This is a genomic window from Pseudoalteromonas sp. L1 (assembly GCF_021728095.1).
Classification (GTDB): Bacteria; Pseudomonadota; Gammaproteobacteria; order Enterobacterales; family Alteromonadaceae; genus Pseudoalteromonas.
Window position 1 is genome coordinate 243690 of sequence record NZ_JAKKCT010000003.1, and the last position, 15656, is coordinate 259345.

Here is a 15656-nt window from a genome sequence, read left to right on the forward strand (position 1 = left end):
AAAGTATAAAAAATAAGGATTCAAACAAATAATGCAGTCGTTTAAAACTTTCTCTTTTTGGCTCGTGCTTTCCCTTGCTTTAACTGCTACAGCAGGTTGTTCTAGCTGGGTTTATCGTATCAACATTCCCCAAGGTAACTTTTTAGAGCAGTCTGATGTTGATAAGCTACGAGTAAACATGACTCGTGAGCAAGTAGTTTATGTCCTAGGCAAACCCGTGGCAGAAGACTCTTTTGATAAAAGCACTTGGCATTACCTTTATGTATTTAACATTGGTCGTGATAATGAGCAGCGAAAATCGCTCACTGTAAACTTTGAGAACGACAAGCTGGTTTCGATTTCAGGTGATTACGATCAACCAAGCGAATTCAATACTCCTCTCGAACAAGAATAAGTTCTAACACAAGAAAAGGTAGCTACGTGCTACCTTTTTTATTTGGGCCGTCCACCCGTTATTTTATTCGCTCGCCCCTCTTCCTTTGCTTTTTCTGCTCGGCGTCTGCGGGCATCCTTAGGGTCAGCAATCAAGGGACGATAAATTTCAATTCGATCGCCTTGTTTAACTTCTTGCGTCAATTTACACGTTCGATTCCAAATACCTAAGGTCAAATTACTTGCATCTATTTCTGGACACTTTTCGATAATTCCAGACTTAATAACTGCCTGCTCAGCCGTTGTGCCTGTTGGCACTTCAACGAGCAAACTGGTTGCTGTTGTCGGTAGTGCAAACACGACTTCTACACTGATCATAAACGAGCTCCATAAACCGTTTTAGCGCGCTGAGTGAAGGCATTCACCATATTCTTCGCAACTTCATTAAATACCTTGCCAAATGCAAGCTCAATAAGTTTACTTGCAAACTCAAACTCTAGATGTAATTGCACTTTACAAGCTTTGTCATCTAAAGGTAAAAAGTGCCACTTCCCTTTTAAAGTTTTAAATGGGCCATCAACTAGTCGTAATGACACAGTTTGATCATCTATGAAGGTGTTTTCAGTCGTGAACCACTTTTTTAAACCCGCTTTAGAAATCTCTAAGCTGGCTGTCATACCAGAGGGCTGTTTTGAAACAATTTTTGCATCTGAGCAATGTGGCAAAAACTCTGGGTAAGCATCTACATCGTTGACTAAATCAAACATTTCTTTGCTGCTGTACATTACCAGCGCACTTTTTTCTATTTGTGGCATATTCACTCCCAACTGTGTCGACGAATTTTAGCAAGCTTTAGCTATTTCCCCAAATTTTCGTACTAGTATAATTTACGCAAAGCCTTAAAAAAGCGATGTAAAAACGCTGTATTTACGTATAATATGGGACACTATGGCTAAGAAAAAATCATCTAAATCGACAAGTAATACCATCGCGCTGAACAAAAAAGCGCGCCATGAGTATTTTTTACACGATAAGTTCGAAGCAGGGGTTGAACTACAAGGCTGGGAAGTAAAAAGTATCCGAGCAGGTAAAGTAAACATCTCTGAGACTTATATTCATATTAAAAACGGCGAAGCATTTTTACTTGGCAGTCAAATTCAGCCTCTCAATAGTGCTTCAACACACGTGATTTGCGATCCACTTCGTTATCGTAAATTACTTTTAAATAAGCGTGAGATCGATCGTCTTATCGGTGCAACAGAGCGTGAAGGTTACTCACTGATCGCAACGGCTATGTACTGGAAAAAATGCTGGGTGAAGTTGGAGTTCCACCTTGCTAAAGGTAAAAAGATGCACGACAAACGCGAAGACGGAAAAAATAAAGATTGGGCTCGTGAAAAAGAGCGCCTAATGAAGCACAAAGCTTAAAAATAATATTAAAGCCTAACTTTTTTGTTAGGCTTGTACCCCTTGAAAACACACACTTCACTCTCCAAAAAACCATTACCAGCTTGAAAACCCATACCTTTTTGCTATTTGAAAACACTTCATTTACATGGTATCAATCTTTTTTGTGATATTAGTTCACAATATTCTCACATTGAAACAAGGATTGAATTTTATGAAGAACTCCCATCACTTTATGCAACGACCACTTTATGCATTTACCATTGCAGCGTTAGCAGGCACAAGCTTTATGTCTGTTGCAGCTCAAACAGATGGAGCTGAAAAGGTCGAACGTATTGAAGTAACAGGTTCTCGCATTAAACGCTCTGATATTGAAGGCCCTTCGCCGGTACAATCTATCAGTCGTGCAGACATTGATAATATGGGCTACGACAACCTACAACAACTTTTAGAACGTATGCCCGTAGCCGGTAATGGTACATTTTCTACCCGTGGTAATAACCAAGACTCTACAGCGAACGGGGCTGCTGCAGTGAGTTTACGTGGCTTAGGCTCTGATGCCACGCTTGTGTTAATAAATGGCCGCCGAGTGTCTATTAGTGCATTTGCTGAAAGCATCACTAATTCATTTGTTGATATTAACTCAATCCCTGTATCAGCTATTGAGCGAATCGATATTTTAAAAGATGGAGCATCGGCTATTTATGGCTCCGATGCTGTAGCTGGTGTAGTTAATATCATTCTAAAGAAAGATATAAATGGGCTAGAAGTTAACCTAGGTTATGGTGGTACAGATGGGCCTAGTTATGAAGAAAAAACAGCCAGTCTAGTTTGGGGTACGAGCACTGAAAAAAGTAGTGCATCTATCATTATTGATTACTTCAATAACACAGCTTTATCATCAGATGAAATGGGGCGACTAGGTACTGCAAACCAAGAACCCTATGGTGGTATGGACTTTCGCTCATCGCGCGGTTTTCCAGGTTACTTTTATGTAGATGGTGAAAAAACGATTGACCCATCGTGTCCTCCAGACAGAGCTAAAGAAAATGGTAATTGTTTATTCGACTATGGCCCGTATGGTTATATTACGCCGGCATCTGAGCGAGTTGGTGCGATTTCTCAATTTGAATACAACTTTGATAATGGTATTTCAGCCTTTTTAGAAGTGGCGGTTCAACATAATTCATCACAAGCAGCTGGGGCCCCTACTCCACTTGATGAAGACGCAGGACTAACCGTTCCAGCAAGTCATCCGAATAACCCTTTTGGTCAAGATATTGATATTGGTCGTTATCGTACAGTAGATGCAGGAGCACGTCAGTGGGATATTGAATCAGATACACTACGCTTTGTTGCCGGACTCAAAGGTGAAATTAGTGACTGGAGCTGGGAAGCTGCGGTACAAAAAGGCCGTAGTAAATCAATGCAAACTGGCGACAGAAGCCAAGGTTGGGTGCGTACAGACTTTTTACAACAAGAAATCGACGCGGGTAACTACAACCCATTCGGCGGCACCTATAATAGTCAAGATGTTATTGATCGTATCACAACAAGCCTGGTGCGCCGTGGTGAATCACATATGACATCGTTTGATGCAAACATCAGTGGTGAAGCATTCAGCTTTGGCGATGATGTTGTGATGATGGCTGCCGGTATTGAGTACCGCGAAGAAGATGTTAGCGACATTCCAGATGATCAATTCCAACGCGGGTTAATTTTTGGTACTGAATCTGTTTCAGCGGCTGCTGAGCGTGATCAATATGCTGCCTATATCGAGTTTTCAATTCCACTTGCCGACAATCTAGAGCTACAACTTGCTGGTCGTTACGATGATTACAGTGACTTTGGTTCGACTACAAACCCTAAAGTAGCAGTTCGCTGGGCTCCAACTGACTCTATTACCGTTCGAGGTTCTTGGGCACAAGGGTTTAGAGCGCCATCGCTTGCACAAATAGGCTTGGGACCTTCAGAAGAAAGCCAGTTCTTTGTAGATACCTACCGATGCCAAGCAACTGGACAAGATTGCGATGCGCTTGATTACAACATTCAATTTGCAGGTAATCCAAATCTTGAAGCTGAGGAATCTGAGTCGTGGAACGTCGGCTTTATTTGGGCGCCAACGGCTGAGTTTGGTTTTGGTGTGGATATCTGGAGTATCACTCAAGATAATAAGATTGACGAGCAAGAGTTCGGCCCTATTTACAATGAGAATTGTAATGACCAGAACAGTACTGTATGTGTTCGACTTCCGCCTCAGGATGGTTTGAGTCTAGGTGTTATTCAAAAAGTACACAGCACATTTGAAAATGTCTCTTCGCAAGAAGTTTCAGGTGTAGATGTATCAGCAAACTATACGCATGCAATGAATGACTATGGATTCTTGAAATTCAATCTAGAGTGGGCCTACCAAGATGAGTTCAAAAAAGATGGTCGTGATTATACTGGCGAGTACCGTTACCCTGAACATCGCTGGATTTTCAGCACAAACTGGGAGATGGGCGACTTTAATACGAATGTAAACGTTAGTTACATTGGCGAGTTTGAGGACACTCCAGATATTAACTTCGATGGTGACCTTGATTTTGACAGCAATACTTCGCGTATGGTTGACTCACAAACATTAGTCGATTTACAGACCGCTTATAACTTCTCAGATAAATTAAAGGTCTCTGTGGGCGTTAATAATGTATTTGATGAAGATCCACCATTCGCAATTGGTGATGGTGATGGCGACTTATATGGCTATGTATCAAGTGTACATAATCCACGTGGCCGTTACTTCTACACTAAGTTAACGATGCGTTTTAATTAAACTAATCAAGACTTAAAAACAAAAACCCGCCAACTGGCGGGTTTTTTAACTCTTTAACTCAGGCCTAAATTATAGGTCGCCTTCGTTTTCAGAAAGGAACTTAGCAACGCCTTCAGGGCTTGCGTCCATGCCTTTTTTGCCTTCAGTCCAACCAGCAGGACATACTTCACCGTGCTCGCTGTGGAATGCTAGTGCGTCAACCATACGGATCATTTCGTCGATGTTACGGCCTAGTGGAAGGTCGTTAACTACTTGGTGACGTACGTTACCTTCTTCGTCGATTAGGAAAGAACCACGGAAAGCAACACCTGCTTCTGGGTGCTCAACGTCATATGCTTGACAGATTTCGTGTTTAACGTCTGCAACAAGTGCATATTTCACTTGACCAATACCACCGTCAGCAACGGCAGTGTTACGCCATGCATTGTGTGAGAATTGTGAATCGATAGAAACACCGATTACTTCAACGCCACGCTTTTGGAATTCTTCAAAACGTTTGTCGAAAGCGATTAGCTCTGAAGGACATACGAAAGTGAAGTCTAACGGGTAAAAGAAGATAACTGCTTTTTTACCTTTGATAGTTTCTTTTAGGTTAAAGTTTTCAACGATTTCACCGTTACCAAGAACAGCTGCTGCAGTAAAGTCTGGTGCCTGACGGCCAACTAATACACCCATTTTTATCTCCAAATATTTGAGTTTATTTCCAATTGCCTACGCAATACTTACTAGTATATGGTTACGAAAAATCAAAAACCAAGGGTAAGCACTGATAATTAGCAAGATAGTTTAAAGAGGTTACAGACAAATGAACAATCGAAAAAAGCGATATGTGCAATCGAAAAAATTGATTCGGCTAAATTGATGCCTGAGCAACTTGAAGTCAACTTCTATCTACTCAATAAAGTGCAAAAATAAACCATATTTTCAATAACTTAGTATATTTTTGCTAAAAATAAGAAACCCAGCATCAAGCTGGGTTTTCAGGTGACAGTTAATACTTTAGAAATATTAATCCATTATATCTTCTGGCATATCACCACGGATCTGCTGCCAGATTTCACCTGTTTGATGACCGTATTTACGCATCATAGAAATTGCACCATCATGTTCACGACGCTCTGCCAGTAAAGTTAAGTCTTTATAAAACTGACGTGCTAATTCACGGGTACGTGAATCAGAAAAATAATGGCAACCAATTTTTGAATAAAAGCCTTTAAAGCCATTTAAAATAAGTACATAAATGCGATTATTTCCCGCAATAGCTAACTCATGGTGTACTTTGTAGTCATAATCAGCAAACGCTTGCGCACTGTCTTCAAGCTGCTCACTTTGCGATAAAATTTCGATTACGCGTTCAGGTGCAAGCTTGATCGCTGCACGCGTATAAATGGCGCTAATATTGGTACGTGCAGACAGTAATTGGTCGGTTAACTCAGGCATTTTGTCTTCATCAAGCCGTGCTAACGTTTCAAGAATATTCAGCCCAGATGTTTCCCAGAAATTATTTACACGCGTTGGTTTACCATGTTGGATTGTTAACCAACCATCTCGTGCTAAACGTTGTAGCACTTCACGAAGCGTTGTGCGGGTAACACCAATTAGTTCTGAAAGTTCGCGTTCAGCAGGAAGAATTGAGCCAGGCGGAAAGTCACCATTCCAAATAGATTCAACAATGTATTCTTCAGCAAAACCTGCTGGACTTTTCGCTTTAAAAATTCTCATTCAATTTCCACTTGAGTTAGCACCTACTTCTATCGCAAAAAGCGATCAACTCACTGATTGTACCAGATGATCAGCAACTAACAAGCAAAGTAAGTACCCTGCGGATAAAAATCTCTTCGCAATGAAAAAATAAACTAACTTTCAGCTAAGATTGTAATTAATCACCTAAGACTTTAGAGCACTAAGCGCTTAGTCTTGCTAGCCTATGAAGATCAGTCACATAAAATAAATTAAAGAAAGCGAGTATAAACTCGCTTCTTTAACGCTCTTAAAGCAATAATCAATCAAGTACTTTGGCATCATTGGCTTTATTTAGCAGACTGCGACTTTGCGTTAAGAAGTGTGCGGTAGCATCACTAAAATACTCTTTGGCATCTGCAAAGCCCTCTATCAAAGCAGCTTTATTGCCAGTTTTTAGTTTTTCTAGCGTGTCGGCAAAGGTCGCTTGATAATTAGCAAGTAAATCTTCCACATCATCAAATTGCGCTAACATAATATCCGAGTAAAGCTCTGGTGACTGAGCAAAAAGCCGCCCTACCATCATCAGCTCTAATTGATAAATAGGAGAAGAACAGCTACGAAGCTCTGCAAGTGTATGGCTTTGCTTTGCTAAGAATTGACCATAGACGAAAGTTGTTAAGTGACGCATGACCTGAATGATTTGCATCGCTTCATCGTGTTTTTTTACTTCCATTTCGACAACTTGACAACCCCACACTTGCAACTGTGCTAATAAGCCCTGTGCAACCTCATGATTGCGTCCCTCACAAACAACAACTGTTTGCTTAACCCAGTGAGAAATGTCGGGACCAAACATCGGATGTAAGCCTACAACAGGGCCATTATGTGCCGCCATTAGTGCTTTTAATGGTTTTTGCTTCACCGACGTAATATCCACAAGCAAACAGTCATCATCAAGCTTAGGCAAAGCTGCAACAACCTGTTCTAATGCGTTGATTGGCACACTGACAAGTACAAGCTTAGCTCCCGCCAAGATAGCTTCACTCTCTGCTTGCTGCTCTTTATCTAAAATACGAACTTCATAACCTGAACGAATAAATTGCTGTGCAAATAATTGCCCCATCGCTCCTTTTCCGCCAACAATGACTATAGGTGATAATTGAGGAGCTGAGCAGGCTAAATTTCCTTGTTGATTTTGGTACGCTTCACGCATCATACGACGCAAAATATCTTCAACTAACTCTGGGTTAACACCTTGGTTAACCGCTTCTTGGCGACGCGCTGCCAATAAATCTGCTTCACGATCAGGGGCATGTAACGGGGCGCCGATTTGTTGCTTAATTGCCCCTATTTTTTCTGTAATGCTATTACGCTTTGCTAGCAATGCCACTAATTGTGCATCGCACTCATCTATTCCTGCTCTTAAATCAGCTAATTCATTCACTGTCGCCACGTTACTACACCTCAAACCCTAAACGTAAATATATATATACAAAAAAGTAAAGCTTACAATACAGATTATAGTAACAGCATAAACTGCAAAGTACAAAGCCCTGAGGAGCTAACAAATAGAGGAAACATGAGTCATCAATATATGACAGGACAAAGTGCAAAGAAGGGTGAAACAAAGAATAAGCTTATAGAGAGTTGCTTTTTAAAAACCAAAACGGGTTGCAACCCGAAAGCTGCAACCCGTTTTTTTTGCGTTGATAAACAGCGCGTATTAGTTAAGTTTTTCTCTAATACGTGCAGATTTACCAGAACGCTCACGTAGATAGTAAAGCTTAGCACGGCGAACTGCACCGCGACGCTTAACTGTTACGCTGTCGATAAGAGGGCTGTGCGTTTGGAATACACGCTCAACACCTTCACCGCTCGAAATTTTACGAACTGTGAATGCTGAGTGAAGACCACGATTACGCTTAGCGATTACAACACCTTCAAAGGCCTGTAGACGCTCTTTGTTACCTTCTTTTACACGTACCTGTACAACTACTGTATCACCAGCGCCGAATGCTGGTACGTCTGTTTTAAGCTGCTCTTCTTCAAGCGCTTTAATAATATTTTGGTTTACTTTTGCCATTATATTTCTCACTTTCCTAGGTGTAACTGTCTTCTAGCCACAAGCTTGTTGGTACTCTTGCTTGAATTCTGCAAGAAGTGCCGCTTGCTCCTCAGTCAGAGCTAGGTTATGCAACAAGTCAGGACGACGTAACCAAGTTCTACCTAATGACTGCTTTAAGCGCCATTTTGCTATCTCTTGGTGGTTTCCGCTGAGTAATACAGCAGGCACCTGTTTATCATCCAATGTTTCTGGCCGTGTATAATGAGGACAATCAAGCAATCCATCCGAAAATGAATCTTGCTCTGCTGATTGGTTGTGACCTAGCACCCCTGGCACTAATCGTGCGACTGCATCAATTAATGTCATAGCGGGTAACTCACCACCACTCAGAATAAAATCACCTATTGACCATTCTTCGTCAACATATGATTCTATGATTCGCTCATCTATACCTTCATAGCGACCGGCAATCAAAATCAGCTTTTTAGAGCTTGCGAGTTCGCTCGCCCCTTGCTGATCTAATTTGCGCCCTTGCGGGGACATATAAATTACTTTAGCACCATCACCCGCCGCTTTTTTTGCGTCAAGAATGGCTTGTTTCAATGGTTCAACCATCATTAACATACCAGGACCGCCCCCATAAGGACGATCGTCCACAGTTTTATGCTTATCAGTAGCATAGTCACGTGGATTCCAGCAGTTAAAGTCGATTAGACCATTTTTAACTGCGCGACCAGTTACCCCTTCATTGGTAATAGCGTCAAACATGTTCGGGAAAAGGCTTATCACCCCTACCCACAATGAACTCGTTTGTGACATTAAAACCCAGGATCCCAGTCTACGGTAATTTCTCTTGCCTCGTGTTTAACTTCTTTAATAACAGAGTCTGTTAAAAATGGAATTAAACGTTCAGCTTGGCCAAATGCATCTTTTTTGTTTGCTTTCACAACCAAAACATCATTTGACCCTGTCTCCATTAGGTCATCAACCGTGCCTAAATTATAACCTTTATCAGTTACAACAGACATGCCGATGAGATCTCGCCAATAGAATTCACCTTGCGGTAATTCTGGTAGCTGCGCTGCATCTACAGAGATTTCAACATTGGTCAAAGCCATTGCTTCATCTCGGTCGTTTACTTGCGCAACTTTAGCGATAAAGCCTTTGTTGTGGCGACGCCAGTCGACCACTTCTAAGGTCTGCCATTTACCTTGTTGCCCTATCAACCATGGGCTGAAATCGAAGATCCCTTCGGGATCATCAGTAAATGAATGCACCTTAAGCCAGCCCTTTATACCATAGGGGGCACCGAGCTTTCCTACAACGATTATCGAGGTGTTCTCTTGACTCATGGTTACACTTACGCCTATTAAGCCGCTTTACGAGCGTCTTTAACTAATTTAGCTACGCGATCTGAAAGAGATGCGCCTTGACCTACCCAGTGTTCAACACGAGATAAATCTAAACGTACTTTTTCTTCCTGACCAGAAGCGATTGGGTTAAAGAAACCTACTTTCTCGATGAAGCGACCGTCACGCGAGAAACGGCTATCCGCAACCACAATTTGATAGAAAGGGCGTTTTTTAGCGCCACCACGTTGCAAACGAATAGTTACCATACCGTCCTCTAAATAGATTGACTGTTTTCATTAATAAGATTTACTCCCCAATACGGGAAGCTGGGGAATTGTACGAGTTTTTTGCAACATTGCAAGTAAGAAGTGATGCAAAATGTAAGTTTAGTTGATTAAACACTGATCTGCGCTAGAGATCTTAGCTTTGCATACTGATTGCGCATAATTTATCCATTAAAAAAGGAGCTATTTGCTCCTTTTTTAAGATAAACACTATAAAGGTGGTATTAAAACTTGGGGCCTCCGCCCATCATACCTGGCGGTAACATGCCTTTCATGCCACGCATCATTTTCTTCATGCCGCCTTTACCTTTCATTTTCTTCATCATCTTTTGCATCTGCGTAAATTGCTTCAGCAATTTATTGATTTCTTGCACCTGCGTACCAGAACCTGCTGCAATACGTTTTTTACGAGAGCCTTTGATGATTTCAGGGCGCGCACGTTCTTTTGCAGTCATTGAGTTAATAATCGCTTCCATTTGTACAAACGTTTTATCACCCATTTGCCCCTTAACTGCATCAGGTAAGTTTTGCATACCTGGCAATTTATCGAGCATTGACATCATACCGCCCATGTTTTTCATCTGACGAAGTTGCTCAGCAAAGTCATCTAATGTGAAGCCGTCACCTTTAAATACTTTTTCAGCAACTTTAGCCGCTTTCTCTTTATCGACTTTCATTTCGACTTCTTCGATTAATGAAAGTACATCACCCATACCTAGGATACGAGAAGCAATACGGTCAGGGTGGAATGGTTCAAGTGCATCTGTACGCTCACCCACACCCATGAACTTAATTGGCTTACCGGTAATATGACGAATCGATAATGCAGCACCACCACGGGCATCACCATCCGTTTTCGTTAAGATCACACCACTTAAAGGAAGCGCTTCATCAAATGCTTTTGCCGTATTTGCAGCATCTTGACCTGTCATTGCATCAACAACAAATAAAGTTTCGATTGGGTTAATCGCGCTATGAAGTGCTTTGATTTCATCCATCATGTCGTTATCAACATGCAAACGACCCGCGGTATCGACTAACACGACATCGATAAATTTCTTCTTAGCATGGGAGATAGCATTATTTGCGATATCAACCGGCTTTTGCGAAATATCACTTGGGAAGAACTCAACGCCCACTTCATCTGCAAGTGTCTCAAGCTGTTTAATTGCCGCTGGACGATAAACGTCAGCACTCACAACAAGTACCGATTTCTTTTTACGCTCTTTTAAAAATTTAGCCAGTTTACCGACACTCGTCGTTTTACCCGCACCTTGCAGGCCTGCCATCATTACGACAGCTGGCGGCTGCGCATTAAGGCTTAGCTCTTCATTCGCTTCACCCATGGCTTTTTCAAGCTCTTCGCGCACAATTTTAATAAAGACTTGGCCAGGGCTTAAGCTTTTAGTGACTTCAACACCCACTGCACGTTCTTTAACTTGCTTAACAAACTCACGAACAACAGGTAGTGCAACATCCGCTTCCAAAAATGCCATGCGGACTTCACGTAATGTATCTTTAATATTGTCTTCAGTTAGGCGTCCACGACCACTGATATTTTTTAAGGTTTTACCTAAGCGTTCTTGGAGATTCTCAAACATGTAAAGGTTCCGATAAAACGTGTTTCGCCTGTTCATTGGGCTATAAAAAGCCAAAACAGGGGAAATTAAAATTTCAATTCTTAACAGTATACCGTAAATGGTGGTCGACAATACAGTGTTCAAGTGTGCAGTTTGAGTTTCTTTTTACAAACTCTATGCTTTTTCCTTGCTATAAAATACAATGGCATCAAAGAGACAAGGATTTATCGATATAAATTAAGTGGCCAAAACACGATGATTATTAGTTTAACTATTATTGCTAGTTTGTTTTATGTGTTAGCAACGTCGCACGTACTATCACGCCTTTTTCACAAACAAGGTCCGAGCCAGAAACTCACGGTCATTTTAAGCACGGTTGCTATCCTTGCCCATATGCTGTTATTGGTTAACTCTGTATTTCGTGCAGATGGCCAAGATTTAAGTATTGTGAATGTTGCTTTACTAACATGTTGGGTTATTGTTGTTTCTGTCACAGCTGTTTCTTTAAAGTTCCCAGCAACACTATTACTGCCTGTTGTATATGGGTTTGCTGCAATACTTACCTTAGCAAGCTTGTTTATTCCTCATCACGTAATTTTGCATACTATTGATGTCGAGCTTGGACTGGTTACACATATTTCCCTGTCTTTATTAGCTTACTGTGTGCTTATTATATCGACTCTTTATGCCATTCAGTTTTACTTTATTGATAAACGCTTAAAGCGTAAAGATTTAGCAATCGTGCACAGCCACTTACCCCCTTTAATGGTGGTTGAGCGTCAGCTATATCAATTACTTACTTTAGGGACGATTTTACTCACCTTTGCCCTGCTATCTGGCTTTATTTTCCTTGATGGTATGTTTGCTAGTGAGTTTATTCATAAAACAATTCTATCTTTGTTTGCATGGGTTATTTTCACCGTTGTGACTATCGGTCATCTGCGTAAGGGTTGGCGAGGGAAGCCTGTGGTATTTTCGATCATGATAGCCGCATTTATCTTATCTCTTGCTTATTTTGGCAGCCGTTTCATACAAGAAGTGATACTAAATAAGTTTTAACTTGACTCAGCAAGCTGTCTCTAGCTTAATATGCATTGGTTTATAAAAAAAGGATCCATCGTTGGACGACATATCGACTAGTACCCTGTTTATTGTATTGGGATTATTGATACTTATTTCTGCTTATTTTTCTGGTTCTGAAACTGGAATTATGTCAATTAACCGTATTCGCTTGCGCCATTTAGCAAAAGAAGATCACCGTGCAGCGAAACGCGTCAGTAAACTGTTAAGCCGTCCTGATAGACTAATTGGTCTGATCTTAATCGGAAATAACCTTGTTAACATCGCAGCAGCGCAAGTCGCTACGATTATAGGGATTCGCCTGTATGGTGACCTTGGTATTGCTATTGCCACTGGTGTATTAACACTTGTAGTGCTCATTTTTGCTGAAGTGACGCCTAAAACACTCGCAGCGCTATATCCTGAGAAGGTCGCTTTTCCAAGCTCTATTATCCTCAAAGGTCTATTAAAAATACTGTTTCCGTTTGTCGTTATCGTGAACTGGATGACCAATGGTATGTTGCGCCTCTTTGGCATTACCACAGCACAAATTGAAGAGCACAGCCTAAGCAAAGAAGAACTAAAAACGGTGGTAAATGAATCAGGGGCCCTCCTTCCTGCTCGCCATCAAAGCATGCTGACGTCTATTTTAGATTTAGAGCAAGTCACTGTAGAAGATATCATGATCCCTCGAAATGAGATTGTTGCAATTGATATCAACGATGACTGGAAGCTTATTAGTCGCCAATTAACACATGCACAACACACGCGTGTACTGCTTTACAGAGACCAAATTGACGATGCGGTAGGCTTCATTCATTCACGTGATGCACTACGCCTATTAACAAAAGAGCAATTTGATAAACCTTCACTATTACGTGCCGTTCGCGAGATTTACTTTATTCCTGAAGGGACATCACTCAATACACAACTTTTAAAATTCCAACAATCAAAAGAGCGAATTGGTCTAGTTGTGGATGAATACGGTGATATTCAAGGTCTCGTGACACTTGAAGATATCTTAGAAGAAGTGGTTGGAGATTTCACAACAACACAAACTCGTACGCCAAGTGAAGAAGTAACAGAGCAAGACGATGGTTCTGTGCTTGTCGACGGTGGCGCTAATATTCGTGACTTAAATAAAGAAATGAACTGGGAGCTCCCTATAGATGGGCCAAAAACTTTAAGTGGTTTAATTGTAGAATATCTTGAAGATATTCCAGATGCTAACTTAAGTTTGCGTATTGCTGGCTACCCTATCGAAGTATTAGAAGTAAAAGAAAATATGGTAAAACTGGTTAAAGTAATACCCAGTAAACGTATTCAAGAATAAGAAAAGGAGTAGCTTGCTACTCCTTTTTTATTACGTATATTACCGCCTCTGAAGTTTCACATTTTTGTGCTAAAGAGCACACTTTCATATCAATTCGTCTAGTATTGTGTCCGATTAAGTTTATTTACATGGAGCAATAATGGACGATATTTCAATCGAAAAAGTATATAACCAAGCTATCGAATTACTCATGTTATATGGGCCAAAATTTATTTTAGCTATTTTAGTCTTGGTTATAGGGTGGTGGTTGATTGGCCGCATCGCCAACATGGCCGAAAAATCAATGAACAGAGTAAAATTTGAAGCAGGGCTCACACACTTTTTGGTGTCATTTATTTCAGTCATTTTAAAAATACTCTTGCTGATTTCTGTTGCCTCTATGATTGGCATCGAAACCACCTCATTCATCGCTATGTTAGGTGCTGCAGGCTTAGCCGTTGGCATGGCACTGCAAGGTAGTTTAGCTAATTTTGCAGGTGGTGTTCTGATTTTATTCTTTAAACCGTTTAAAGTCGGTGATGTTATTGAAGCACAAGGTTATATGGGGAAAGTTGTTGAGATTCAAATTTTTGTCACTGTGCTACTTACTTATGATAATGAAAAAATAATCATTCCAAATGGCGCTTTATCAAATGGCTGTGTAAAAAACAAATTTGCAGAGCCTACACGTCGTGTTGATATAGAGTTTGGTATTAGTTATGGCGATGATGTCCATAAGGCGCGAGAAGTGCTTATGGGTGTGTTGAATGACTATGAATTAGTGCTAAAAGATCAAGAAGCGAAAAAGCCGGTGGTACATGTTAGTCAACATGGCGATAGTCATATTGGTATGCTGGTATGGGCATGGGTTGATTCAGAGAATTACTGGCCGGTGTATTTTGGCTTGTATGAAAAAGTAAAAATTGCTTTTGATGCAGCGGATATCACCATTCCGTTTCCGCAACGGGATGTACACATTCACCAATTTCCTGGCAAATAATTTATCATTAAAAAACCCACATTATTGTGGGTTTTTTAATTAAATAAGTGCTAACTAAACAAGCGCTCAAACCAGTTTTTATCCAACTCATCTTCGCATTTTCTAAGTTGTGCACCATAACGACTTGCTCGATGCTTAACTTTATTTGCCACACTCATCAACCATTTTTTCTTTTTATACGTACCACGTTTATAACCGCCCCACCCTTCATGATAATTAAGGTACTGTGCGTAAGCATCCCACTTAGAAACACCATTTACTTTATGTGTTTTGTAAACAAACCACGCCATAAAATCGATGGCATCATCGAAATCATCTCTATCTGCACCGCTGTTACCGGTTTCACGAATATAGTCTGACCATGTAGGGGTTTTTGCTTGTGAGTAACCATAAGCTGAACTTACACGTCCAATTGGGATGATCCACAGAAAGTATTCCATAGGCGGCGTTGCATCATGACGAAACGAACTTTCTTGATACATCATGCTCATTAATACATGTTTTGGCGAGCCCCACTTGTCTTGAGCATCGCGAGCATCATAGTACCAATCTGGTTTTTCTTCGAAAATTTTACAAATATCATGAGGTTGCTCAGGAGGAGCTGTAGCACAACCAGCCAAAGCTGCGGCCAGCGATAAAATAATTATACTTTTTTTCATTTTTTTATGTATCTCGCTGAACTTTTTCTTAGTTGGTCAGTCTGAACTTATGAATGCAGTAGTATAGC

Annotated in this window: 17 protein-coding genes; 6 read left to right on the plus strand and 11 right to left on the minus strand. The window is 40.8% G+C overall.

Annotated elements, in window-relative coordinates; all coding sequences use genetic code 11:
* The first annotated feature begins 31 nt into the window (after window positions 1-31).
* On the plus strand, window positions 32-394 hold the full coding sequence (bamE, locus tag L3V38_RS11220) for an outer membrane protein assembly factor BamE (protein ID WP_130151267.1): 363 nt from the start codon (window positions 32-34) through the stop codon (window positions 392-394).
* Between the two features lie 38 nt (window positions 395-432).
* Here the strand turns inward: bamE and L3V38_RS11225 are convergent, their stop codons facing one another.
* Complete coding sequence (locus tag L3V38_RS11225; protein WP_130151266.1) at window positions 433-750, minus strand: RnfH family protein; 318 nt, start codon at window positions 748-750, stop codon at window positions 433-435.
* Window positions 747-1187: a type II toxin-antitoxin system RatA family toxin gene (locus L3V38_RS11230; RefSeq protein WP_130151265.1), complete on the minus strand. Its 441-nt coding sequence runs from the start codon at window positions 1185-1187 to the stop codon at window positions 747-749. Before L3V38_RS11230 ends, L3V38_RS11225 begins: the two co-directional genes overlap by 4 nt.
* Window positions 1188-1320: 133 nt before the next feature.
* Between L3V38_RS11230 and smpB the strand changes: the two genes are divergently transcribed.
* Complete coding sequence (gene smpB, locus L3V38_RS11235) at window positions 1321-1800, plus strand: SsrA-binding protein SmpB (protein ID WP_062570541.1); 480 nt, start codon at window positions 1321-1323, stop codon at window positions 1798-1800.
* A 268-nt stretch (window positions 1801-2068) separates the two neighbouring features.
* Complete coding sequence (locus L3V38_RS11240) at window positions 2069-4594, plus strand: TonB-dependent receptor (RefSeq protein WP_237119662.1); 2526 nt, start codon at window positions 2069-2071, stop codon at window positions 4592-4594.
* A gap of 69 nt (window positions 4595-4663) precedes the next feature.
* Here the strand turns inward: L3V38_RS11240 and L3V38_RS11245 are convergent, their stop codons facing one another.
* The 8 genes from L3V38_RS11245 to ffh all read right to left on the minus strand — a co-directional run bounded on the left by L3V38_RS11245 (window position 4664) and on the right by ffh (window position 11579).
* Window positions 4664-5269 (minus strand): peroxiredoxin C, encoded by a 606-nt coding sequence (locus L3V38_RS11245; protein WP_054551729.1) that lies wholly within the window; start codon window positions 5267-5269, stop codon window positions 4664-4666.
* A 333-nt stretch (window positions 5270-5602) separates the two neighbouring features.
* Window positions 5603-6316 carry a fatty acid metabolism transcriptional regulator FadR gene (gene fadR, locus L3V38_RS11250; RefSeq protein ID WP_062570539.1) on the minus strand — a complete coding sequence of 238 codons (714 nt, stop codon included), beginning with the start codon at window positions 6314-6316 and terminating at the stop codon, window positions 5603-5605.
* Window positions 6317-6596: 280 nt separating this feature from the next.
* Entirely contained in the window at window positions 6597-7730 is a 1134-nt protein-coding gene (gene tyrA / locus L3V38_RS11255; protein ID WP_237119453.1) for a bifunctional chorismate mutase/prephenate dehydrogenase, read from the minus strand.
* Between the two features lie 270 nt (window positions 7731-8000).
* Window positions 8001-8360 carry a 50S ribosomal protein L19 gene (rplS, locus tag L3V38_RS11260; protein WP_004587324.1) on the minus strand — a complete coding sequence of 120 codons (360 nt, stop codon included), beginning with the start codon at window positions 8358-8360 and terminating at the stop codon, window positions 8001-8003.
* Between the two features lie 33 nt (window positions 8361-8393).
* A complete protein-coding gene (gene trmD, locus L3V38_RS11265) occupies window positions 8394-9161 on the minus strand; it encodes a tRNA (guanosine(37)-N1)-methyltransferase TrmD (RefSeq protein WP_237119454.1) in 768 nt (255 codons plus the stop codon).
* Window positions 9161-9694, minus strand: coding sequence for a ribosome maturation factor RimM (rimM, locus tag L3V38_RS11270; protein ID WP_062570536.1), 534 nt, complete (start codon window positions 9692-9694; stop codon window positions 9161-9163). Before rimM ends, trmD begins: the two co-directional genes overlap by 1 nt.
* A gap of 17 nt (window positions 9695-9711) precedes the next feature.
* Window positions 9712-9960: a 30S ribosomal protein S16 gene (rpsP, locus tag L3V38_RS11275; protein WP_036967110.1), complete on the minus strand. Its 249-nt coding sequence runs from the start codon at window positions 9958-9960 to the stop codon at window positions 9712-9714.
* Between the two features lie 242 nt (window positions 9961-10202).
* On the minus strand, window positions 10203-11579 hold the full coding sequence (gene ffh / locus L3V38_RS11280) for a signal recognition particle protein (protein ID WP_062570535.1): 1377 nt from the start codon (window positions 11577-11579) through the stop codon (window positions 10203-10205).
* A 234-nt stretch (window positions 11580-11813) separates the two neighbouring features.
* On the opposite strand from ffh, the gene ccsA reads away from it, so the two are divergent.
* The 3 genes from ccsA (at window position 11814) to L3V38_RS11295 (ending at window position 14929) form a co-directional block, all read left to right on the plus strand.
* Complete coding sequence (gene ccsA / locus L3V38_RS11285; RefSeq protein ID WP_130151263.1) at window positions 11814-12617, plus strand: cytochrome c biogenesis protein CcsA; 804 nt, start codon at window positions 11814-11816, stop codon at window positions 12615-12617.
* Between the two features lie 61 nt (window positions 12618-12678).
* Window positions 12679-13950, plus strand: a complete 1272-nt coding sequence (locus tag L3V38_RS11290) for a CNNM domain-containing protein (protein ID WP_083515358.1) — start codon at window positions 12679-12681, stop codon at window positions 13948-13950.
* Window positions 13951-14089: 139 nt separating this feature from the next.
* A complete protein-coding gene (locus tag L3V38_RS11295; protein WP_130151262.1) occupies window positions 14090-14929 on the plus strand; it encodes a mechanosensitive ion channel domain-containing protein in 840 nt (279 codons plus the stop codon).
* 50 nt (window positions 14930-14979) lie between these two features.
* On the opposite strand, the gene L3V38_RS11300 is transcribed toward L3V38_RS11295, so the two are convergent.
* Window positions 14980-15588, minus strand: coding sequence for a transglycosylase SLT domain-containing protein (locus L3V38_RS11300; protein ID WP_130151261.1), 609 nt, complete (start codon window positions 15586-15588; stop codon window positions 14980-14982).
* Window positions 15589-15656: the final 68 nt, after the last annotated feature.

Excerpts from the sequence above, each read along its gene's own strand:
- bamE (WP_130151267.1), top strand. The coding sequence starts at position 32 with ATGCAGTCGTTTAAAACTTTCTCTTTTTGGCTCGTGCTTTCCCTTGCT.
- L3V38_RS11225 (WP_130151266.1), bottom strand. The coding sequence starts at position 750 with ATGATCAGTGTAGAAGTCGTGTTTGCACTACCGACAACAGCAACCAGT.
- L3V38_RS11230 (WP_130151265.1), bottom strand. The coding sequence starts at position 1,187 with ATGCCACAAATAGAAAAAAGTGCGCTGGTAATGTACAGCAGCAAAGAA.
- smpB (WP_062570541.1), top strand. The coding sequence starts at position 1,321 with ATGGCTAAGAAAAAATCATCTAAATCGACAAGTAATACCATCGCGCTG.
- L3V38_RS11240 (WP_237119662.1), top strand. The coding sequence starts at position 2,069 with ATGTCTGTTGCAGCTCAAACAGATGGAGCTGAAAAGGTCGAACGTATT.
- L3V38_RS11245 (WP_054551729.1), bottom strand. The coding sequence starts at position 5,269 with ATGGGTGTATTAGTTGGCCGTCAGGCACCAGACTTTACTGCAGCAGCT.
- fadR (WP_062570539.1), bottom strand. The coding sequence starts at position 6,316 with ATGAGAATTTTTAAAGCGAAAAGTCCAGCAGGTTTTGCTGAAGAATAC.
- rplS (WP_004587324.1), bottom strand. The coding sequence starts at position 8,360 with ATGGCAAAAGTAAACCAAAATATTATTAAAGCGCTTGAAGAAGAGCAG.
- trmD (WP_237119454.1), bottom strand. The coding sequence starts at position 9,161 with ATGTCACAAACGAGTTCATTGTGGGTAGGGGTGATAAGCCTTTTCCCG.
- rimM (WP_062570536.1), bottom strand. The coding sequence starts at position 9,694 with ATGAGTCAAGAGAACACCTCGATAATCGTTGTAGGAAAGCTCGGTGCC.
- rpsP (WP_036967110.1), bottom strand. The coding sequence starts at position 9,960 with ATGGTAACTATTCGTTTGCAACGTGGTGGCGCTAAAAAACGCCCTTTC.
- ffh (WP_062570535.1), bottom strand. The coding sequence starts at position 11,579 with ATGTTTGAGAATCTCCAAGAACGCTTAGGTAAAACCTTAAAAAATATC.
- ccsA (WP_130151263.1), top strand. The coding sequence starts at position 11,814 with ATGATTATTAGTTTAACTATTATTGCTAGTTTGTTTTATGTGTTAGCA.
- L3V38_RS11295 (WP_130151262.1), top strand. The coding sequence starts at position 14,090 with ATGGACGATATTTCAATCGAAAAAGTATATAACCAAGCTATCGAATTA.
- L3V38_RS11300 (WP_130151261.1), bottom strand. The coding sequence starts at position 15,588 with ATGAAAAAAAGTATAATTATTTTATCGCTGGCCGCAGCTTTGGCTGGT.